This window comes from Nocardiopsis ansamitocini (genome assembly GCF_030268225.1).
Taxonomy (GTDB): Bacteria; Actinomycetota; Actinomycetes; order Streptosporangiales; family Streptosporangiaceae; genus Nocardiopsis_D; species Nocardiopsis_D ansamitocini.
In genome coordinates, this window is the sequence record NZ_BSQG01000001.1 from 733,101 (window position 1) to 752,976 (window position 19,876).

18 protein-coding genes and 1 tRNA gene are annotated in these 19,876 nt (G+C 68.6%); 5 read left to right on the top strand and 14 right to left on the bottom strand.

Annotation, left to right across the window (positions count from 1 at the left end):
- The first annotated feature begins 64 nt into the window (after nucleotides 1-64).
- Both pcaD and QSJ59_RS03345 read left to right on the top strand, forming a co-directional pair.
- Nucleotides 65-829 carry a 3-oxoadipate enol-lactonase gene (gene pcaD / locus QSJ59_RS03340; RefSeq protein ID WP_285757184.1) on the top strand — a complete coding sequence of 255 codons (765 nt, stop codon included), beginning with the start codon at nucleotides 65-67 and terminating at the stop codon, nucleotides 827-829.
- 15 nt (nucleotides 830-844) lie between these two features.
- On the top strand, nucleotides 845-994 hold the full coding sequence (locus tag QSJ59_RS03345) for a hypothetical protein (protein ID WP_285757185.1): 150 nt from the start codon (nucleotides 845-847) through the stop codon (nucleotides 992-994).
- Between the two features lie 582 nt (nucleotides 995-1,576).
- On the opposite strand, the gene QSJ59_RS03350 is transcribed toward QSJ59_RS03345, so the two are convergent.
- Nucleotides 1,577-1,649: transfer RNA gene (locus QSJ59_RS03350), tRNA-Asn, on the bottom strand.
- 208 nt (nucleotides 1,650-1,857) lie between these two features.
- Here QSJ59_RS03350 and QSJ59_RS03355 point away from each other — a divergent pair.
- The 3 genes from QSJ59_RS03355 to QSJ59_RS03365 are packed head-to-tail and all read left to right on the top strand — an operon-like array spanning nucleotide 1,858 to nucleotide 3,221.
- The gene (locus QSJ59_RS03355) at nucleotides 1,858-2,181 is read left to right on the top strand and encodes a hypothetical protein (RefSeq protein WP_285757880.1); all 324 of its coding nucleotides are present in this window, start codon (nucleotides 1,858-1,860) and stop codon (nucleotides 2,179-2,181) included.
- Between the two features lie 29 nt (nucleotides 2,182-2,210).
- Nucleotides 2,211-2,702 (top strand): hypothetical protein, encoded by a 492-nt coding sequence (locus QSJ59_RS03360; RefSeq protein WP_285757186.1) that lies wholly within the window; start codon nucleotides 2,211-2,213, stop codon nucleotides 2,700-2,702.
- Nucleotides 2,703-2,756: 54 nt separating this feature from the next.
- On the top strand, nucleotides 2,757-3,221 hold the full coding sequence (locus QSJ59_RS03365) for a pyridoxamine 5'-phosphate oxidase family protein (protein WP_285757187.1): 465 nt from the start codon (nucleotides 2,757-2,759) through the stop codon (nucleotides 3,219-3,221).
- Between the two features lie 15 nt (nucleotides 3,222-3,236).
- Here the strand turns inward: QSJ59_RS03365 and QSJ59_RS03370 are convergent, their stop codons facing one another.
- The 13 genes from QSJ59_RS03370 to QSJ59_RS03430 all read right to left on the bottom strand — a co-directional run bounded on the left by QSJ59_RS03370 (nucleotide 3,237) and on the right by QSJ59_RS03430 (nucleotide 19,867).
- Nucleotides 3,237-4,583 carry a glycoside hydrolase family 18 protein gene (locus QSJ59_RS03370; RefSeq protein ID WP_285757188.1) on the bottom strand — a complete coding sequence of 449 codons (1,347 nt, stop codon included), beginning with the start codon at nucleotides 4,581-4,583 and terminating at the stop codon, nucleotides 3,237-3,239.
- A 127-nt stretch (nucleotides 4,584-4,710) separates the two neighbouring features.
- A complete protein-coding gene (gene rpoD / locus QSJ59_RS03375) occupies nucleotides 4,711-5,874 on the bottom strand; it encodes an RNA polymerase sigma factor RpoD (RefSeq protein ID WP_285757189.1) in 1,164 nt (387 codons plus the stop codon).
- Nucleotides 5,875-5,933: 59 nt separating this feature from the next.
- Nucleotides 5,934-7,814, bottom strand: a complete 1,881-nt coding sequence (gene dnaG, locus QSJ59_RS03380; protein ID WP_285757190.1) for a DNA primase — start codon at nucleotides 7,812-7,814, stop codon at nucleotides 5,934-5,936.
- Nucleotides 7,815-7,913: 99 nt separating this feature from the next.
- Complete coding sequence (locus tag QSJ59_RS03385; protein WP_285757191.1) at nucleotides 7,914-8,279, bottom strand: hypothetical protein; 366 nt, start codon at nucleotides 8,277-8,279, stop codon at nucleotides 7,914-7,916.
- Between the two features lie 135 nt (nucleotides 8,280-8,414).
- Nucleotides 8,415-9,644 carry a multiple monosaccharide ABC transporter permease gene (mmsB, locus tag QSJ59_RS03390; protein WP_285757192.1) on the bottom strand — a complete coding sequence of 410 codons (1,230 nt, stop codon included), beginning with the start codon at nucleotides 9,642-9,644 and terminating at the stop codon, nucleotides 8,415-8,417.
- Between the two features lie 17 nt (nucleotides 9,645-9,661).
- Nucleotides 9,662-11,209: a multiple monosaccharide ABC transporter ATP-binding protein gene (gene mmsA / locus QSJ59_RS03395; protein ID WP_285757193.1), complete on the bottom strand. Its 1,548-nt coding sequence runs from the start codon at nucleotides 11,207-11,209 to the stop codon at nucleotides 9,662-9,664.
- Between the two features lie 26 nt (nucleotides 11,210-11,235).
- Nucleotides 11,236-12,321: a multiple monosaccharide ABC transporter substrate-binding protein gene (gene chvE / locus QSJ59_RS03400; RefSeq protein ID WP_285757194.1), complete on the bottom strand. Its 1,086-nt coding sequence runs from the start codon at nucleotides 12,319-12,321 to the stop codon at nucleotides 11,236-11,238.
- Nucleotides 12,322-12,427: 106 nt separating this feature from the next.
- Nucleotides 12,428-13,825 (bottom strand): L-fucose/L-arabinose isomerase family protein, encoded by a 1,398-nt coding sequence (locus tag QSJ59_RS03405; RefSeq protein WP_285757195.1) that lies wholly within the window; start codon nucleotides 13,823-13,825, stop codon nucleotides 12,428-12,430.
- Nucleotides 13,822-14,514 carry an L-ribulose-5-phosphate 4-epimerase gene (locus tag QSJ59_RS03410; RefSeq protein WP_285757196.1) on the bottom strand — a complete coding sequence of 231 codons (693 nt, stop codon included), beginning with the start codon at nucleotides 14,512-14,514 and terminating at the stop codon, nucleotides 13,822-13,824. The genes QSJ59_RS03405 and QSJ59_RS03410 overlap by 4 nt, the downstream gene beginning before the upstream one ends.
- The gene (gene araB / locus QSJ59_RS03415) at nucleotides 14,511-16,160 is read right to left on the bottom strand and encodes a ribulokinase (RefSeq protein ID WP_285757197.1); all 1,650 of its coding nucleotides are present in this window, start codon (nucleotides 16,158-16,160) and stop codon (nucleotides 14,511-14,513) included. The genes QSJ59_RS03410 and araB overlap by 4 nt, the downstream gene beginning before the upstream one ends.
- Nucleotides 16,161-16,253: 93 nt before the next feature.
- Nucleotides 16,254-17,267, bottom strand: coding sequence for a LacI family DNA-binding transcriptional regulator (locus QSJ59_RS03420; RefSeq protein WP_285757198.1), 1,014 nt, complete (start codon nucleotides 17,265-17,267; stop codon nucleotides 16,254-16,256).
- Between the two features lie 115 nt (nucleotides 17,268-17,382).
- A complete protein-coding gene (locus tag QSJ59_RS03425; RefSeq protein WP_285757199.1) occupies nucleotides 17,383-18,630 on the bottom strand; it encodes a deoxyguanosinetriphosphate triphosphohydrolase in 1,248 nt (415 codons plus the stop codon).
- Between the two features lie 160 nt (nucleotides 18,631-18,790).
- Nucleotides 18,791-19,867, bottom strand: coding sequence for a YdcF family protein (locus tag QSJ59_RS03430; RefSeq protein WP_285757200.1), 1,077 nt, complete (start codon nucleotides 19,865-19,867; stop codon nucleotides 18,791-18,793).
- Between the last annotated feature and the right edge of the window lie 9 nt (nucleotides 19,868-19,876).

Consider the following 19,876-nt stretch of genomic DNA (forward strand, 5'->3'; position numbering starts at 1 on the left):
CACACGCGACAGGCCGGTCGATTCCCGGCGCCGCAGCGGATACAACCGGTAAGGAGGATCAGGGATGAGCATTGACGTGCACTACACCGTCGACGGGCCGGAGGAGGCCCCCTTGGTGGTGCTGAGCGGTTCGTTGGGCAGCACGTTGGAGATGTGGGACCCGCAGATGGCCGGACTCGCGGGACGTTTTCGGGTGGTGCGTTACGACATCCGGGGGCATGGACGGTCGCCGCTGCCGCGTACACCGTGGACCATCGCCGACCTCGGCTCGGACGTGCTGCGACTACTGGACCGGCTCAAGGCCCGGCGGGCGCACTTCGCGGGGCTGTCCATCGGCGGGATGACCGGTATGTGGCTGGGCGCGCACGCGCCCGAGCGCGTGGGAAGACTCGCCCTGATCTGCACGTCGCCCAAACTCGGCACGCCTGAGGGGTGGGCGGCGCAGGCGGCGCTGGTACGCGCCAAAGGCACCGGGGCGGTCGCGGACGCGGTGATCGGGCGCTGGTTCACCCCCGCCTTCCTCGAACGGGAACCGCAGATCGTCGCCGACCTCACCTCGATGATCGCGGGAACCCCCGTTGAGGGCTATGCAGGCTGCTGCGAGGCGATCGGGTGCATGGACCTGCGCGGGGACCTCGGGTCGATCTCCGCCCCTACTCTCGTCATCACCGGTGAGCATGACTTCGCCGTCCCCCCGGAGGAGGGGAAACTGATCGCCGACATGATTCCCGGGGCCCGCCTCGAGGTCCTGGCCGACGCGGCGCACCTGGCCTCGTGGGAGCGTGCGCCGCAGATCAACGATCTCCTCACCGCGCACTTCACGGCGTGATCGGCCTTGCCCGCGGTGCTCGAACAGCAAAGCGTCACCGAACCGGTGGTGCCCACGCTCGACCACTTCACCCGATTCAGCTGCCTGCAGCCAGGTGTCGTCGCCCACCTCCAGAGCCTGGGTGTCAGCGTGTGGGCGGTGAGCGAGTCATGCACCACCAACTGATGCTGGTGAGCCTGCCCAACGCGGTAGCTTTCGCCCGGCAGTTCACTAGGCTCACCCTGCGGCCTGTCGCTCCCCCCCAGGAGAGCATCGATACCGCCGAATCGCTCGTTTCCGCACTGGTGACCAACGCCGTAGAAGCCTCGGGGCTGATGAGGGCACCGACCAGATCAAAGATCTCGCACCAACACCTGGTCCGACTGCGGATCAGTGTCAAGGACGACCTGCTGCGTTTCGAGGTGTGGGACGCCCAAGGTGGCCACCCCCCAAACAGCGCCCGGAAGGCGATGCCGAATCCGGCCGTGGGCTACTCCTGGTTGAAGCTCTCAGCCAGCGCTGGGGCTCCGCATCGAGCCCTGCCGGTGGCAAAACCGTCTGGTGCGCCCTCACCTTCGACAGTCAGGTGTCGGCCGGGACGTCAACACACGAGGCCACCGTTTCTCAGCTCCCGATCGACACCGACGGCCCTGGCCTCGAATAGCCGAGCGGCGTACTCGGCCCGACCCACGATGGCGATGAGAGGCCCCGACAACGAGAAAAGGCCCCCACCCGAGAAGGATGAGGGCCTTGCTTCGCTGCTTCTTGCTCCCGCGATTGGACTCGAACCAATAACCTGCCGGTTAACAGCCGGCTGCTCTGCCAATTGAGCTACGCGGGATTGCGCTGTGCCGCCTGTTTCTTTGGGGCTGGCCCCTGGCGACATGAAATAGATTAGCGCACTCGGGCGGGTGTTCGTGACAGGTTTTCCTGCCGGGCACCACCGTTCGGCCATGCGCCCGCCGCCGGCGACGGGCGCCTCCCCGAACGCGAGGTGACCACCGGGTAACCTGACGACCGTAACGACCGTGCCACGTCGAGAGGATCACATGCGCTACCGGATCACCTTCGTCGCTGGACTGGCCGTCGGCTACGTGCTCGGGACCAAGGCAGGCCGAGCCCGCTACGAGCAGATCACCCGCGCCGCCCGACGGATCACCGAGAACCCGGCCGTGCAGGAGACCGCGGGCCTGGTGGGCGCCCAGGTCAGCAATGCCGGAAAAACCGTCTACACCCAGGTCTCCCAGCGGCTTCCCGTCACCTCGGTCCGCGATTTCCTGTCGCGCCCCACCGAGGAGGAGGCCGCCGAGGCCGCCCTGATCGAACACGCCGAACTCAACGGCCGGCCACCGGGCGCCCCGCCCCGCGGCTGAACGACGGGCAGGGGGCTACCGTGGGAAGCATGCGATGGCCACACCGCGATCCCCTGCCCAGACACGTCCGCGAGCAACTGGCCCTGAAACGGGGCGAGCGGGTCCTGGCCCATGCCGGCACCCCGGAGGGAGCCGCGGTCGCCACCACCACGGCGCTGCACCTGCCCGACGGGGAAGTCGTTCCCTGGGAGAACCTCGACCACGCCCGCTGGGGCGAGGACGGTCTGCTGTTCACCGTGGCGGGCGAGCAGGAACGCTCGTTGCCGGTGGCCGAGCCGGGACGACTCGCCGAGACCGTGTTCGAACGGGTCACCTCCACCATCGTCGTCTCCAGCCGCGTGGAACTGCTGGAGACCCCCGACGGTCCACGGGGCGCCCGGCTCGTCGCCCGACGCTCTCCCGGCTCCGCGGACATCGTCTGGCGGGTGCACTACGACGACGGCGTGGACCCCGAATCGCCGGGGATACGTTCCCGCGCCGAGACCGCCCTGGCCCACCTGCGTGCACAGATGGGCGTGTAGGAAACCGTCCTGCCTGACAGGAGATGTCAGGTAGGAGGGTGATACTCGGTTCCCATGACGACTTGGCAATCCTTCGCCGCGCAGGCGCCCGACCTCGCCGCACGGGTCCGCACCCGCTTCGAGGCCAACAAACACCACGTCCTCGCGACCCTGCGCAGGGACGGATCCCCGAGGGTGAGCGGCACCGAGGTCTCCTTTCACGGCCCCGACCTGGCCATCGGCTCGATGCCCGGTGCCCGCAAGGCCCGGGACCTCCAGCGCGACGGCCGGTTCGCGATCCACACGGGCACCGGCGACTCCTCCATGGACGGCGGCGACGCCAAGGTCGCCGGAGTGGCGGTGGAGGTGGTGGATCCCGCGGCGATCGAGGCGTACCGGGAACCGGGAACTCCGGCCGGTCCCTTCCACCTGTTCCTGCTGCACCTGACCGACGTGACCCTGACGTCGCTGGACGGCGACGCGTTGGCCATCGACACCTGGACGGCCCGCGACGGTGTGCGCCGGGTGCGGCGACGGTGAGCACACCGGCCGCGGTCAGTCCAAGGACTCGTCCATCGCCTCGACCAGTTCTCCGTCGGGGTCCATGTCCAGGTTCCACAGCATCAGACCGGCAAGGCCGTTGTCGCGGGCGTAGGCGCCCTTGAGCGCGACCACCTCCGGGGTGTCGTAGGTCCACCACTCGTCGCCGTCGTAGACCCAGTAGGCGCCGTTCTTGTCGTCGAGGAAGCGCTCGCCCGCGCGCTGTTCGAGGTCGGCGTAGGAGTCGGTGGCCATCCCGTAGCCCCCCTCAGCGGGCCCCTGCGCCTCGGCGTAGCGACCGGCTCCTTCTGCTCCCACGCCGTTCCATCCCCGCCCGAACCCCGGGAAGCCGAGCACGATCTTCTCCGCGGGCAGCCCGTAGTCGCGGTAGCGCCGTACCGCCCGGTCCGCGCTGGCCTCGTCGGGTGCCTCCTCCGAGGCGTAGAGCTGCGAGTGGTGGCCGGTGGTGGTGCTCCAGGAACCGGTGAAGTCGTACCCCTGGACCGTGGCGAAGTCGAGGTAACCGAAGACCTCCGGCTCATAGCCCTCGCGCATCGTCTCCTCACTGTGGGTGAGCGAGGCCGAGAGGGTGTAGTCGCGTCCGGTCTCCTCGCCCAGCGCATCCAACTGGCGGCGGAACTCCTCAACCACGAGGGTGAAGTTGCGCTTGTCCGCGGGGTGCTCGGTGTTGTCGGGGTTTCCGTTGCCGCCCGGCCACTCCCAATCCAGGTCGATCCCGTCGAAGATCCCGGCGGCCACTCCCGCACCGCCCTGGGGTTCGCCCGCGAACCGCGGCAGGTCGCCGCGCAGCCAGAGATCCACGCAGGAGGCGACGAACCGCTCGCGCGACTCCCGGGTGCGCACCGCCTCGGAGAAGTGGACCGACCAGTTCCATCCGCCCAGGGAGACACTGGCGTTGAGCCCGGGGTAGTCGTCCTGGAGTTTGCGCAACTGGTTCAGGCTGCCCGCCAACGGCTGCTCGTACTCGTCGGCCTCTCCGTCCACGCTGTCGTTCGCGTCGTAGCGGCGTTGGAAGATCTGCCAGGGCTGGCTGGCGCGCTCGGGGATATGGCATTCACCCGCCGCGCTGACGTCTCCGAACGCCCACATGAGTCGGTTGAGTCGTGCGGCTGCGCCGCTGTCGGCGACGTCCTTGATCGTGTAGCCGCGGTTGGCGGTGTTCCAGTCCGCGAAGTAGGCGATGCGCTGCTGGCCCGGCTCGGGCAGCGGAAGGCGGCCGGTGGCCACGACGAAGACACTGGCGAGGAGGGCGCAGAGTACGAGGACCGGCAGGGCTTTGCGGAGGGCGCTCCTGCGCCGCGTGGCCGGGCTTCGGGTCCGGTTCCGATTGCGGGCAGACATCTCCCCCACACGCTATCGGGATCGCCGTTCACTCGACAGCGTGTGGGCCAGTCGATGCCGTGTGCGGCCGGTATCGGCCGCGCCGGCAGGGTTGCGGGCAGCGATGGCCGTGCGCCCGGCTCCGCCATCACCTCAAGTAGTCGCGCAGCATCTGTGCACGGGAGGGCTGGCGCAGTTTCGCCAGGGCCTTCGACTCGATCTGGCGGATACGTTCCCGGGTGACGCCGAACTCCCGTCCGACCTCCTCAAGGGTGTGTGGACTGCCGTCGGCCATACCGAAGCGAAGTTCGAGAATGCGCTGTTCCCGCGCCGACAGTTCGCCCAGCATCCCGATCAACTGGTCCTGGAGCATGATGAACGCGGCGGCCTCCACGGGCACCACGGCGTCGGAGTCCTCGATGAAGTCACCGAAGTCGGAGTCCTCTTCGCCGATCGGGGCCTGGAGCGAGACCGGTTCCTGGGCGATGCGCTGGATCTCGGCTACCCGCTCCCCGCCGAGACCGAGCTCGCGCGAGACCTCGTCCGGAGTGGGCTCGCGGCCCAGTTCCTGGTGCAGCTGGCGCTGGACGCGCATCAGCTTGTTGATGGTCTCCACCATGTGCACCGGGATGCGGATGGTGCGGGCCTGATCGGCGATCGCGCGGGTGATCGCCTGGCGGATCCACCACGTGGCGTAGGTGGAGAACTTGTAGCCCCTGGCGTAGTCGAACTTCTCCACCGCGCGGATCAGCCCGAGGTTGCCCTCCTGGATGAGGTCCAGGAGCATCAGCCCGCGCCCGATGTAGCGCTTGGCGATGGACACCACCAACCGGAGGTTGGCCTCGATCAACCGGTTCTTCGCGCGTTCGCCCTCCCATTCGAGTGCGCGGAGGTCGGCGAGCCGGTCGGGGTCGGGCCCGGGTGCCGGGATGCGGGACAGGTCGACCGCACAGAGCTTCTGCCGAGCGCAGAGCCCGACCTCGATCGACTTGGCGAGCTCCACTTCTTCTTCCGCCGTGAGCAGCGCAACGCGCCCGATCTCGCGCAGGTAGGTGCGGACGAGGTCGCTGGTCGGAGCACCGCGGCCCGTTCCGAGGGCCGTTGGCTCCTCCTCGGCCGGGTCGATGACGTCGACCCCCTGTTGGGACAGGCCGCGAACGACATGTTCGAGCGCCTCGGCAGGAGCATCCAACCGGTCCAGGACGGAGAGGACGTCGGCCAGGGGGACAGCGCCGTCGGTCTTCTCGCCCGCGACCAGTTCCACCACCTGCCGGATCGGTGGTATTTCACTGGACAGCGCCGAAAGAGCCACACCTACAGTGTGCCCGTTATCGCCCCGATATAGAGAGGTCTAATTTTGTCACCCTCGCGTCACGCACCCCCGGAGAAACGATCCCGGGCCGCTCGTTTGCGCTGGCCAAGCGCACCGAGCTGCGTCAGGATCGCGGTGCACTCCTCTGCATCGGCGATCGCGTCGAGCCGACCCAACCGGGCTTTCAGGTTTGACTCTTGACGATTAATGGAATGAATTCTTACCGTGCCGATAATTAGTCCGGCGAAGTGTTCGTCGAGTTCTCCGTCGACCTCGAGCGGTTCCACCGCGAGCTGGGTCACCAGGCCCTGCTGGGCCTCGTTGGGTGCGGCCTCGCGCAGTCGCCCCGCCCACTGGCCGGGGTCTGCTGCCGCCTCCACACCGCCCTGCGTCCGGATCAGCTGATGGACGGCCCGGTGCTGGGGCACCCCGAACGTGTCGTCATCGAGTTGGTCGAAGCCGGCCGCCAGGCCGGGAAACTGGATGGCGATCTTGAGGGCCTGACGCTCGCGCTGCAGTGAGGGGTCGCGCAGGTTGTAGACGGCCGCCTCGGCGGGGGCCACGGGACGTACGGGCTCGGGTGCCTGCCGCTGGCCGCGCGATGCCCGCTTGTCGCTCATGTGCTGCGACACCCGGCGCAGCACCTGCTGCTCGTCCATGAAGCCGGTCCACTTGTCGAGGTCCTTGGCGTACTCACGGCGCAGACCGCTGTCACGGATGGTCGCGATGACGGGCGCCGCGGCGTCGATCGCGGCCAGGCGCCCCTCATTGGTGTCGAGATTGTGTTCGATGATCCGGCTGCGGATCACGAACTCCACGAGTGGTTTACGCGCTGCGACCAGGTCGCGAACAGCGGCATCACCCTGCTGGATACGCAGGTCGCAGGGGTCGAGTCCATCCGCCTGCACCGCGACGAAGCTGTCGGAGCTGAACCCGTGCGTCTCCTCGAAGGCGCGCAGGGCGGCTTTTTGTCCTGCGGCATCGCCGTCGAAGGTGAAGATGACCTCGCCCCCGAACTCCGAGCGGCCGAGAAGCATCCGCCGCAGGATCTTGGCGTGCTCCTCGCCGAAGGAAGTACCGCAGGTGGCGATGGCGGTGGTGACCCCGGCCAGGTGGCAGGCCATCACATCGGTGTATCCCTCGACGACGACGGCCTGGCGCTGCTTGGCGATCTCGCGTTTGGCGAGATCGATGCCGTAGAGCAGAGTGCTCTTCTTGAACAGCGGGGTCTCTTGGGTGTTGAGGTACTTGGGGCCGTCGTCGTCGGGGTCGAGCTTGCGGGCGCCGAACCCCACGACCTCGCCGGTGACCTCGCGTACCGGCCACAGCAGGCGGTTACGGAACTTGTCGTAGGGGCCGCGCCGCCCCTGGCTGGCGAGGCCACCGAGGATGATCTCCTTGTCGGTGAAGCCCTTCCCGCGCAGGTGGGTGGTGAGGGACTCCCATCCGGGAGGGGCGTACCCCACTCCGAAGTGCTCGGCGTCGGCCCGCATGAACCCCCGCTCGGTGAGGAAACGGCGCGCCTCTTGGGCCTGTGGGCTGAGAAGTTGCTCGGCGTAGAACTCCGCCGCGGCCTTGTGCGCCTCGATGAGGCGCTGGCGCTGCCCCTGCTCGTTGCGGGGAACGTAGCCGCCCTGTTCGTAGCGGAGCTGGATGCCCGCCCCCCGGGCCAGGTTCTCCACCGCCTCGACGAAGCTCAGGTGCTCCATCTGCTGGACGAAGGCGATGACGTCGCCGCCTTCGCCGCACCCGAAGCAGTACCAGAGGTTGCGCGAGGGGGTGACGTTGAACGAGGGGGACTTCTCGTCGTGGAAGGGGCACAGGCCCTTGAGGGAGCCGCCGCCGGCGTTGCGGAGCTGGAGGTACTCACCCACCACGTCGGCAATGGGGGAACGCTCTCGCACGAGTGCGACGTCTTCGTCTCTGATTCGACCGGCCACGATAGATCAGGGTAGTTCGTCGGGATGACGGTGGAGCACAGGGCGCTTGCGCGGCGTCCGCGGTCGGGGCCTGGCGGGCGGCCCCGGACCTCAGTGCCCTCAGCCGATGTCGAGGTGGCGCAGCACGCCCTTGGCCTCATAGGCCAGGCGGGTGGCGGTGACGAGCGCATCGAGTTCTTTGCGCACCTTGGTGATGCCGATGGCGCCGCCCATCATCCCGGTGCTGGCCTGGAACAGCGAGACGGTGACGGTGTCGTCGCCGTTGAGGTCGATCTGTAGGGAGTAGGGGTAGTACATGGAGAAGACCCCGAGCAGTGCCGCCTTGGTCTTGCTGCCCTTCTCCGCCAGGCCGCGCTGCTGGTGCTCCCAGGAGTAGCGGTAGCGTGCGGCGGTGAGCACCTCCTGCAGGATGAGGCGGGCGTCCTCCGGGTGGAGGGCTACGACGAACTTCGCGTGTTTGGCCATCGGTTCTTTCCTCGGTTCGGGTAGCGGCGGGCCATGAGCGGCCGCGCGGTACCGGTCGCGCCGAACCCCCGGCACGACCGGCCAAAACCTACCGCTCCCGGTGCTCACCGGGATGATCGGGCGATAACAAGCTCGTCACATCGCCGGGGCCCTGCCCTTCTCTTGCGCCGGGACCGGTTCACCGCTGTCGGGGGCGGTGTGCTGTGCGCGGTTCTTCCTGCGCCGGGTGCCCACCCGGTTCTTGTTGTAGATGTCGAACGCGACGGCTGCCAACAGGACCAGGCCCTTGATGCCCTGCTGCCAGTCCACTCCGAGGCCGATCAACGACATTCCGTTGTTCATGACGCCCATGACCAGTGCGCCTACGACGGCGCCGATGACGGTACCGACGCCGCCGGCCGCCGACGCCCCGCCGATGAAGGCAGCGGCGATGGCGTCCAGTTCGAACATCGTCCCGGCCCGCGGGGTGGCGGCGTTGAGGCGGGCCATGAAGACCAGGCCGGCCAGGGCCGAGAGTGCTCCCATGGTCACGAAGACCCAGAAGGTCGTCTCCTTGGTCTTGACGCCCGACAGCATCGCCGCCTTCTCGTTGCCGCCCACCGCGTAGACGTGACGCCCCATGGTGGTGGCGTTCATGACGAACGAGAAGACGACGATCAGCGCGAGGAGCAGCAACCCGACCACCGGGATGCCGCGGTGGACGGCCAGAACGAAGGCGAAGGTCAGCACGACGGCCACCAGCGCCGCCTGTTTGAGGGCGAAGACCCGTGCCGACGAGGTGCCCAGGCCGTGGCGCAGGGAGCGGGCACGACTGCGCGACTGGGTCCACACGAGTACCGCGGCCGCCGCGACCCCCAGGACGAGGGTGAGCACGTGCACCGGCGCGTCGACGATGTCGGGGACGTAGCCCGATCCCAGCGCGCGCAGTGAGTCGGGCAACGGGCCGATGGACTCGCCCCCCAGGACGATCATGGTGGCACCGCGGAAGATGAGCATGCCCGCGAGGGTCACGATGAAGGCGGGGATGCGCACGTAGGCGATCCAGAAGCCCTGCCAGGCGCCGATGAGCGCGCCCATGAGCAGGGCGAGTGGCACCACCACGAGGGTGGGCAGCCCCCACCCGGTGAGCATGACGGCGGAGGTGGCGCCGACGAAGGCCACGATGGAGCCCACCGAGAGGTCGATGTGGCCGGTGATGATGACCATCATCATCCCGATCGCCAGGATCAGCACGTAGCTGTTCTGCATGATCAGGTTGGTGACGTTGAGGGGGCGCAGCAGCAGCCCGCCGGTGAGGATCTCGAAGAGGACGACGATGACGACGAGCGCCATCAGCATCCCGTACTGCCGGGCGTTCTCGCGCATTAGGCGGCGAAGGGCAATCACGGGGCATCACGCCTTGGGGTGCTCGCGGTGGTCATGAGTCGCATGAGGGGCTCCTGGGCTGCGCTTTCCCGGGGCAGTTGTCCGGTGATACGGCCCCGGTTCATCACGTAGATGCGGTCGCACATGCCCAGGAGCTCCGGGAGTTCGGAGGAGATGAGCAAAACGCTGCGCCCTTGGGCGGCGAGGCGCCGGATGATGAGGTAGATCTCGTACTTGGCGCCGACGTCGATGCCGCGCGTGGGCTCGTCCAGGATGAGCAGTTCGGGGTCGGTGAAGACCCATTTGCCCAGCACGACCTTCTGTTGGTTGCCGCCGGACAGGTCGGCGGCCGCCTGGAAGACGTCGCGGCTCTTGACGCCGAGCCGGCGGCGGGACTCCTCCGCCAGGACCACCTCCTGGCCGGGGTCGATGACGCGGCGCCGGCTGACCTTGCCCAGTGCGGCCAGCGTGGTGTTGCGGCGGATGTCGTCGTCGAGGATGAGTCCGAGTTCTTTGCGGTCCTCGGGTACGTAGGCGATACCGGCGGCGATTGCGTCGCCGACGTCGCGGATGCGCAGCTCCTGGTCGTCGCGGTGGACCCGCCCGGAGACGTAGCGGCCGTAGGAGCGTCCGAACAGGCTCATCGCGAACTCGGTGCGGCCGGCCCCCATCAGCCCGGCGATGCCCACGATCTCGCCGCGGCGCACCTCCAGTCCGACGTCTTCCACGACTCGTCGTCCGGACTGGGTGGGGTGGTCCACGGTCCAGCCGCTCACCCGGAACCGGACCTCCCCGATGTCGCCTTCGCGTTCGGGGAAGCGATGGTCGAGGTCGCGTCCCACCATGCCGCGGATGATGCGGTCCTCGGTGACTTCGCCGGAGTCGGTGCGCAGCGTCTCGATGGTGCGGCCGTCGCGCAGGATGGTGATGGAGTCGGCGACTCGGGTGATCTCCTCCAGTTTGTGGGAGATGAGGATGGAGGTGATGCCGTGCTCGCGCAATCCGTCGAGCAGGGCGAGGAGGGTGTCGCTGTCGCGGGCGTTGAGCGCGGAGGTGGGCTCGTCCAGGATCAGCAGACGCACCCGTTTGGACAGCGCCTTGGCGATCTCCACGAGTTGCTGGCCGCCGACCCCGAGTGCGGCCACCGGCATCGACGGATCGGCGTCGAGCCCGACCCTGGCCAGTAGTTCGGTGGCCTCACCGGTGGTGCGCCCCCAGTCGATGACGCCGCGCCGGGCCCGCTCGTTGCCGAGAAAGATGTTCTCGGCGATCGAGAGCTGCGGGATGAGCGCCAGCTCCTGGTGGATGATGACGATGCCCGCGGCTTCGCTGTCCTTGATCCCGTCGAACGCGCAGACCTTGTCGTCGACCAGGATGTCGCCGGTGTAGGAGCCGTGCGGGTAGACCCCGCTGAGCACCTTCATCAGGGTGGACTTGCCGGCGCCGTTCTCCCCCATCAGGGCGTGGATCTCGCCCCGTTCCACCTCCAGGTCCACGTCTGCCAGGGCCATGACCCCGGGGAACTCCTTGGTGATGGCGCTCATGCGCAGGATGTGGTCGGTCATTGTCGGTCTCCTCGCCGGGCAGCGGTTCAGCCCGCCAGCGCGTCCTCGGTGTAGTAGCCGCTGTCGAGGAGCACCGACTCGTAGTTGTCGGTGTCCACCGACACCGGTTCCAAGAGGTAGGAGGGAACGATCTTGACGCCGTTGTCGTAGGTCTCGGTGTCGTTGACCTCGGGTTCCGTTCCGCTGACGATGGCGTCGGCCATGGTGGCGGCGGTGGCGGCGAGTTCGCGGAGGTCCTTGAAGACGGTCTGAGTCTGCTCGCCGGCGATGATCGACTTGACCGAGGCGACCTCGGCGTCCTGGCCGGTGATGATCGGCATGGGTTTGGCGTCGGTTCCGTAGCCGGAGCTCTTGAGGGCGGAGATGACGCCGATGCTGATGCCGTCGTAGGGGGAGAGCACGGCGTCGAGGTCGTCTTCGCTGTAGTTGGCGCCGATGAGGTTGTCCATCCGGGCTTGGGCGGCTGCGCCGTCCCAGCGCAGGGTGGCGATCTGCTCCATGGTGGTCTGACCGCTGCGCACTTCGAGTACGCCTTCGTCGATGTAGGGGCGCAGGACCGACATGGCACCGTCGTAGAAGAAGTAGGCGTTGTTGTCGTCGGGTGAGCCGCCGAAGAGCTCGATGGTGAAGGGCCCTTCTTCTCCGGCCAGGTTCAGCCGCTCTTCGATGTAGGTGCCCTGCAGCACTCCGACCTGGAAGTTGTCGAAGGTGGCGTAGTAGTCCACGTGCTCGCTGCCGAGGATCAGCCGGTCGTAGGAGATCACCGGGATGTCGGCGCTGTCGGCCTGTTCGAGGACGTCGCTGAGGGCCCCGGCGTCGATGGGGGCGATGACGAGGACGTCGACGCCCTTGGTGATCATGTTCTCGATCTGGGAGATCTGGTTCTCCACCACGTCCTCGGCGTACTGGAGGTCTGCGGCGTAGCCCAGTTCTTCGAACTCGGCGACTATGTTGGCGCCGTCGTTGACCCAGCGCTCGGAGGACTTTGTCGGCATGGCGATCCCGGCCGTACCGTTCTCGCCCTCCGAGCGGGCGGCGTCGCCCACTGCGCAGGAGGAGAGGGTCAGGCAGGCGCTCAGCAGCAGGGCCGCGAAAGCCGTGGTCTTCTTCATGTCAGCACCTCTGTAAGGGGGGCTCCGGAGGGCGGAGCGAGGAGTGGGCAAAGAAGTCAGGAGTCGGCAGGAGGGGGTGTACTGCCGGGAGTGGGCGGTTGGCTGGTCATACGCGGTGGAACTCGATGCCGGCCAGGGTGCAGAACACCTCCCAGTCGGCGGCGCGGTGGCCCAGGTTCATCACCATGTGGTGGGTGCCCCCGGCGCGCAGCCAGGCGTTCATACAGGCGCGCACCCCGGTTTCGGGCCGGAACTGCCCGTAGGGCATCTCCAAAGCGGGCAGGGGCGGGCTGTCCAGGACCTCGCCCTCGCTGACGACCAGGCGGAAGCGCTCACCGCCCAGCGCGACGAGGGAGGCGAGTGTCGCGGGTCCGGGCCGGACGCGGAACACGATGGTCGGCGGGTCGTCGAGGTCGCCGATTCCCAGCGGCCGTTTGATGAGGCGGACCGGTTCGTCGTCGCGGGCGACCTTCCAGTTCCCCTCCCCCATGTGGCTCATGAGGATGGAGTCGGTGGGGAAGTCCATGGCGTACATCTCGGTGAAGTGGCCGTCCCCGCACAGCCTCGCCCCGGCGTGGACGACGGATGCGGCGAGCACATCGCCTTCACCGGCGAACCCGTACCCCTTGGCCATGAGGGTCGAGGCCGCCGCCATGGGGAGCCGGGTGAAGCGGCCGTCCTCGCCGATGGCGTCGAAGTGCGTGGAGTAGGCCTCACAGCCGTAGGCGGTGAGAAGGTGTTCGATTCCCAGTTGGAGGCGGGCGTGGTCCTGGCGCTCCTCCTTGGTCAGGCGGGGGTCCACTTCGAAGCGTCCGTCCTCCCAGTCAAGGAGTTCGGTGACGACGTCGTCGGGCAGTTCGCCCATGGTGCGGTGCAGTTCGCCCGGGGCGATGACGTGCACCTCGGGGCCGAGCGCACGGATGAGCGCGCTCTCGTCGAAGCGGGCGTCGCCCATTCCGTTCATCGCGTACCCGAAGACGCCTACACGCAGGCGCCGCCAGGCGGTGAGCGCGCGGGCGGCTCGTGCCCAGCGGCCCACGCGCTCGGCGAACGCATCGGTGTCCCATTCCTCGGTGACGACGTCGAAGGCGAGTCCGGCGCGCACCATGGCGTTAGCGGTGTCCTGTGCGCCGTGGATGCCCTGGTTGTAGGTCATGTCCGCCATGTCCCAGGCGGGGGTGACCGAGGGTTCGGGCTGGATGTTGGCCAGGCACACCGGCAGCCGCATCTGGCTGAACAGCCGGGTGACGCGCAGCGACGGGCCGTAGGTGAGCATGATGACGAGCACCCCGTCGAGGTCGGCGTTCTCGAAGTCGCGGACGACTCGTTCGGCGTCGGCCCGGGACCGCGCCGGGGGTGCGACCGTGCAATCGGCGACGGCGGACAACCGCCTGGCGACGTCGGCCGCGTATCCGGCCTGGCGTTCGGTGATCTCGGGGAGCATCTGGTCGTAGAGGGACTGCATGATGCCGAGAACGCCGATGCGGGGCTGGCGGTGGTTCATGGCCGTGCTCCTTGTGGGTCGTCGTGCTGGCCGTAGACGTTCTGGTAGCGCTCGTAGAGGGCGTCGACATGGTGCTCGGGCAACGGTTGGAGGGGGCCGTGCACCCGGGCCAGGTGCACGGTGCGGGCCACGTCCTCGCACATGACCGCGGCTTTGACCGCCGCTTGGGCATCGGCGCCGATGGTGAAGACTCCGTGGCCGCGCATGATGACCGCCGGGGAGCGGTGCCCGGAGAGGGTGGCCACGATGCCGCGGCCGATCTCGTCTCCGCCGATGAGGGCGAACGGCCCCAAGGGGATCTCCCCGCCGAACTCGTCGGCCATGGCGGTTATCGCGCAGGGCACGGCCTCGTTGCGGGCCGCCCAGGCGGTGGCGTAGGGGCTATGGGTGTGGACGATGCCGTTGACGTGGGGCATCGCACGGTAGACGTAGGCGTGGGAGGCGGTGTCGCTGGAGGGGGCGTGCTCTCCCTCGACGACGGTGCCGTGCAGGTCGGTGACGACCATGGTGTCGGGGGTGAGGTCGGCGTATCCCAGTCCGCTGGGTTTGATCACCATCAGATCGGCGTCTGGCACGCGAGCCGAGACGTTTCCACTGGTCCATGCGACCAATCCCCAGCGGAGGAGTTCGGCGTGCAGGCGGTTGACCTCCTCGCGCACCCGGCGCAGGGTCTCGGCTGGGCGGCTCATCGGTTCCCTTCCAGAGTGGCGTTGCGGATGCGGCGCAGCCGGTGCAGGGCGTCGCTTGCGCCGCGCCCGAAGTGGTCGTGGAGTTCGGTGTAGACGGCGTAGAGGGCGTCGTAGGCGTCGGCGCGGCCGGGGTCGGGGGTGAAAGCGTCGCGGCGGACCCGGCCCATGGCGACGGCGGCCTTTTGGATGGTGGGGTGGGCGCCGGCGGCGACCGCGGCGTGGATGGCCGCGCCCAGGGCGGGCCCTTGGTCGGAGTCGGTGGCGTGCAGGGGCCTGCGTAGGACGTCTGCGTAGATCCCCATGACGAAGGGGCTGGCGACCAGGCCGCCGGCGACGGTGATGTCGTGGACGGGCACCCCGTTGCGCTCACAGGTCTCCACGATGGTGCGGGTACCGAACGCCGTGGCTTCGACGAGGGCACGGTAGATCTCCTCCGGGCGGGTGGCCAGGGTCAGACCGGCGATCACCCCGGAGAGGCCGTGGTCGACCAGGACCGAACGGTTGCCGCTGTGCCAGTCCAGCGCGACGAGTCCGTGCCCGCCGACGGGCTGGTCGGCGGCCCTTGCGGCGAGCAGTTCGTGGGCGGAGAGCCCCTGGGCGGCCGCTTCCTGTGCGTAGTCGCCGGGGACTCCGGTGCGCGTGAACCAGGCGAAGATGTCGCCGACCCCGCTCTGGCCGGCCTCGTAGCCCCACAGACCGGGGATGATGCCGTCGCGCACGGCACCGCACATGCCCGGGACCTCGGCCAGGGACTCGGAGTTGACGAGGTGGCAGGTGCTGGTGCCCATGACCGCGAGCATGCGGCCCGGTTCGACCGTCTGGGCGGCGGCAGCCGTGGCGTGGGCGTCGATGTTGCCGACCGCGACCGCGATCCCTTCGGGAAGTCCGGTCCAGGCTGCTGCACGGGCGGTGAGTCCCCCAGCGCGTTCCCCCAGTTGGGAGATGGGGTGTTCGAGCTTGTCCCGGGCGAAGTCGGCGAAGCGGGGGTGCAGCGCGGCCAGGAAGTCGCGGTCGGGATAGGCACCGTCCTGGTGGATGCCCTTGTAGCCGGCGGTGCTGATGTTGCGCGTCTCGTGTCCGCACAGCTGCCACACGATCCAGTCGGCGGCCTCGATCCAGCGTTCGGCACGGTCGTAGACCTCGGGGTCCTCCTGGAGCACCTGGAGGGCCTTGGCGAACTGCCATTCCGCGGAGATCTTGCCGCCGTAGCGGGCCAGCCAGGGCTCGCCGCGTTCGCGGGCCAGGGTGGTGATCTGGTCGGCCTGGGGCTGGGCGGCGTGGTGCTTCCAGAGCTTGGGGTAGGCGTGCGGGCGGGCGGCGAGGTCGGGGAGTTCGGCCAGCGGTGTGCCGTCAGCGGTGGTGGGAAGCACGGTGCATGCGGTGAAGTCCACCCCGATGCCGACGACACTGTGTGCGGGGACCCCTGCTGTCGCCAACGCCTCCGGGACGGCTCTGCGCAGGACGTCGCGGTAGTCGTCGGGGACTTGGAGGGCAGTGTCGGGTGCCAGGGCGGTGACCGCTCCGGGCAGGGTCGTCTCGACGACTCCGTTGGAGTAGGCGTGGACGGCCTCGCCCAGGTGGGTGCCGTCACTGGCGCGCACGACGACGGCCCTGCCCGAGAGCGTCCCGAAGTCGATTCCCACCACGCAGGAAGATGAAATGTTAACGCTAACATTCAGGTTCACGGTTGGCTCCTCGGTAGGGCACCGAAAGGTCAGGGCATCCTGGTCAGGGGCGATTCACGGGGCGCTGGCCCGGGCGATCAGCCGGGCGGGAACGATGTCGGAGGCGGGAGGCTCGGTGGAACGGGGCGCCTCGATACGGTCGAGCAGGAGGTTGATGCTGCGCCGGCCGACCTCGGCGAAATCCTGGAAGACGGTGGTCAGGGGCGGGGTGAAGAACTCTGCCTCGGGGATGTCGTCGAACCCTGCGACGCTGACGTCCTCGGGCACCCGCCGCCCCGCTTCGGCAAGCGCCCGCAGGACTCCCAACGCCATCTGGTCGTTGGCGACGAACAACGCGCTGACGTCGGGATCGGCTGCCAGTTGCGCACCGAGCGTGTAACCCGAGCGTGAACTCCAGTCGCCGTAGACGGGCTCGGGAACCGGGCGCCCGGCCTCCTCCAGCGCCTGACGCCAACCCAGCACCCGCCCCTCCGCCTCGAGCCAGCCCAGCGGGCCGGCGAGATGGTGGACGGTGCGATGGCGCCCTTGCGCCAGCAGGTGCCGCACGACGTCGCGCGCACCTCCTCGCTGGTCGACGCAGACCACGGGAAGTCCGGGCGCCTCCCCTCCTTCCACCGCCACCACCGGCAGGGGAAAGGCGAGCTCGGCGAGTGCGTCGACGACGATGCGCTGGGGGGCGATGACGATGCACCCTTCGGCGGACTGCTGGGCGAGATAGTCCATGGCCTCGCGCATCGCCTCACGGGTGACGCCCTGGAGACCGACCATGCTGAGGAAATATCCCTGTGCGCGGGCCGCCTGCTCGATCCCGGCGAGCGTGCGCGCGGGCCCGTAAAGGGTGAGGTCGAAGGCGACGACCCCGATGACGCTGGTCCGGCGGGTGACCAGGGCGCGGGCCGAGGAGTTGCGGCGGTAGCCCAACTCCTCGATCGCGACCAGGACCCGGGTCCGAGTGGCCGGCTTGACATTGGGATGGGAGTTGAGGACGCGCGACACCGTCTGGTGCGAGACCCCCGCGAGTCTGGCCACGTCGGCCATGACCGGCTCCCTGCTGCTGGCCGACGACATGGCCCCACCACTCCCCCATGTGACACGTCACGCACTCTGCTGTGACGTGAGCTACATTGTTAGCGCTAACACAATGGGGGGTCAAGGGAGTGGCGCACGTCTCTTGCCGCCGGATTCAGCTCAGTAGTCGGGCGTGCCAGGCGAGGGCTGAGGTGTCGGTCAGGGCGGATACCTGGTCAATGACGACTCGCAGGGCCGCGGCGTCGTCGCGGGCGGCGGCGTAGTCGGCGCGAAAAGGCGTGTCCAGCGTCGCGGGGGCACCCAGACGTATCGCCGACACCAGTTCGGCGATCACCTCACGCTCGCGGGCCTGGTAGGCCTGGGCCTCCGAGCGCGCCATCACGTAGTGGGCGGCAAGGGCCTTGAGCAGGGCGCACTCCAGGAGCTGGCGGCGGGGCACCACCAGTTCGGCGGCGTAACGGGTCAGCGGCTCCGGTCCGTAGGCAGCACGGGTCGCCTGCTCCGCGGCACGGCAGAAGCGACCGATCAGCTGGCTGGTCAGGTTCTTCAGTGCCGCCAGGGAGGTGAGGTCGCCGTCGTAGGAAGCCGGCCAGAAGGACCGGGTGAGCAGGTGCTCGAAGACCTCCGACAGTTCTGCTGGGTCGGCGTCGCAATAGCGTTTCGCGGCCATGGCCACGACCTCGACCCGTTCGACCGGGCTGTGCAAGGCGTCCAGGCTGATCAGCCCGGCGTAGAGACCGTCCTCCAGGTCGTGCACGGAGTAGGCGACGTCGTCGGCCCAGTCCATGATCTGCGCCTCGAAGCAGGAGCGGCCCGCCGGCGCGCCCTCGCGCGCCCAGGCGAAGACGTCGGCGTCGTCGGCATAGGCGTTGAACTTGTGGGTCCGGGGCCCGCAGCCGCGCTCCCACGGGTACTTGAGGGTCGCGTCCAGGGTGGCACGGGTCAGGTTCAACCCTGCGCTTCGCCCGTCGGCGGTAGCGACCTTGCCCTCCAACCGGGTGAGGAGGCGCAGGCTCTGGGCGTTGCCCTCGAATCCGCCGCAGGAACGGGCCGCCACGTCCAGTGCGGTCTCCCCGTTGTGACCGAAGGGCGGGTGACCGAGGTCGTGGGCCAGGCATGCCGCCTCTACGAGGTCGGGATCGCAGCCGAGCCCTTGGCCGAGTTCACGGCCGATCTGGGCGCACTCGAGTGAATGGGTGAGCCGGGTGCGGGGAAAATCGCTGGCGCCGGGCTGGACGACCTGGGTTTTGGCGGCGAGTCTGCGCAGCGCGAAACTGTGCAGGACTCGGGCCCGATCCCGCTCGAACGTGCTGCGCGAACGGCTCTTGGGCGGTTCGGGAGCCCATCGCTCCCGGTCGAAGTCGGTGTAGGCGCTGGTGGGGACGACGGTATTGACTGTCATGGTCCATCCGACTTTAAGCAATTCCGGCAACGAAAGCGCATATGACGTGCCCCACCGTGGCGTCGGCGCCGTGCCCGCTCGTGGGCGGGCACTGGGCCGCAAGGATGTCCGGGCTCTTCGGCCGGCCGGTGATCGCAGGGACGAGCGGACCTGGGCGGGGTCAGACGGCGTCGACCCGGACCGTGGCGCTCTCTCCGAAGATCCAGTAATGCCACAGCGAGACGGTTTCCCGGGTGATGTAGCGCAATTGGGTGTCGCGCTCGCGCACGGCGGGACCGGAACGGGCCGGTGAGGTCGCCGACTCGATGCCGAAGTCCTCGGCCATCTTGCGGGAGCGCAGCGAGTGCCACGGGTCGCTGACGATGACGGCGGTGCCCCATCCACGCTCACGGAAGACATCGGAGACGAGTTCGAGGCTCTGCAGGGTGTCGCTGCCGTCGCCGATCGCGACGATCTGGTCGCCGGGGATCCCTGCCTCCATGAGCCAGTTTCGGCCGCTCTCGCCCTCGGTGAAATTGTCGCCGGGCTGCTTGCCGCCGACAGTGACGATGGCGGGGGCGACGCCGTCTCCGTAGAGTTCGGCGGCGTGGCTGAGCCTGGCCTCGAAGACGGGTGAGGGAGTGCCGTTGTACTGGCTGGCCCCCAGGACGACGATCGCGTCGGAGACCGGGCGGTCGTCCTGGCGTGCGGTATACCAGACCCAGCCCCAGGTACCGACCGGAACCATGACCGCGGTCAGCATCAACAGGACCAGCACCAGTGCGGCAGGAGAACGGCGTCGGCGCCGGCGGGCAGGGGTGCGTCGGCGCGTGCTTGCACCCGCGTCGTCATCGTCGTCATCGTCGTCGAAGAAGTCGTCCAGTGGTTCCGCGACAGAGGCGCGGCGCATGGTCTGGGTGACGCCCTCGGAACGTTCCCGCCCCGGTCTCGGGTCGTCTCGGACCGGACGGTCCATGGTGCGGGTAGCACGGTCGTTATGGCCGAAAGGCTCGGTCAGGGCTCGCGGTTCCTGCACATCGGCGGCCCTGCCGAACCCGGCAGGACGGGTGAAGGTCTGCGCGTGTGCGCGATCTGGCGACCGGCTGAAGGTGTCGGAACCCGATCCTGGTCCCGGGTCGGCTGCCTCCGACTCGTCGGCGTCGTTGTCGGCCCTGGTGAAGACCTGGGTCACCTCGTCATGGGACGCGGCGGCGCCTGGGGCCTGACGGCCCTCCCCCTCGCGGCCATCCCCGGTCATGCGCACCCG

Coding starts and splice junctions, on each gene's coding strand:
- pcaD (WP_285757184.1), top strand. CDS start 65: ATGAGCATTGACGTGCACTACACCGTCGACGGGCCGGAGGAGGCCCCC.
- QSJ59_RS03355 (WP_285757880.1), top strand. CDS start 1,858: ATGCGCTACCGGATCACCTTCGTCGCTGGACTGGCCGTCGGCTACGTG.
- QSJ59_RS03360 (WP_285757186.1), top strand. CDS start 2,211: ATGCGATGGCCACACCGCGATCCCCTGCCCAGACACGTCCGCGAGCAA.
- QSJ59_RS03365 (WP_285757187.1), top strand. CDS start 2,757: ATGACGACTTGGCAATCCTTCGCCGCGCAGGCGCCCGACCTCGCCGCA.
- QSJ59_RS03370 (WP_285757188.1), bottom strand. CDS start 4,583: ATGTCTGCCCGCAATCGGAACCGGACCCGAAGCCCGGCCACGCGGCGC.
- QSJ59_RS03385 (WP_285757191.1), bottom strand. CDS start 8,279: ATGGCCAAACACGCGAAGTTCGTCGTAGCCCTCCACCCGGAGGACGCC.
- mmsB (WP_285757192.1), bottom strand. CDS start 9,644: ATGCGCGAGAACGCCCGGCAGTACGGGATGCTGATGGCGCTCGTCGTC.
- mmsA (WP_285757193.1), bottom strand. CDS start 11,209: ATGACCGACCACATCCTGCGCATGAGCGCCATCACCAAGGAGTTCCCC.
- chvE (WP_285757194.1), bottom strand. CDS start 12,321: ATGAAGAAGACCACGGCTTTCGCGGCCCTGCTGCTGAGCGCCTGCCTG.
- QSJ59_RS03405 (WP_285757195.1), bottom strand. CDS start 13,825: ATGAACCACCGCCAGCCCCGCATCGGCGTTCTCGGCATCATGCAGTCC.
- QSJ59_RS03410 (WP_285757196.1), bottom strand. CDS start 14,514: ATGAGCCGCCCAGCCGAGACCCTGCGCCGGGTGCGCGAGGAGGTCAAC.
- QSJ59_RS03420 (WP_285757198.1), bottom strand. CDS start 17,267: ATGTCGTCGGCCAGCAGCAGGGAGCCGGTCATGGCCGACGTGGCCAGA.
- QSJ59_RS03425 (WP_285757199.1), bottom strand. CDS start 18,630: ATGACAGTCAATACCGTCGTCCCCACCAGCGCCTACACCGACTTCGAC.
- QSJ59_RS03430 (WP_285757200.1), bottom strand. CDS start 19,867: ATGACCGGGGATGGCCGCGAGGGGGAGGGCCGTCAGGCCCCAGGCGCC.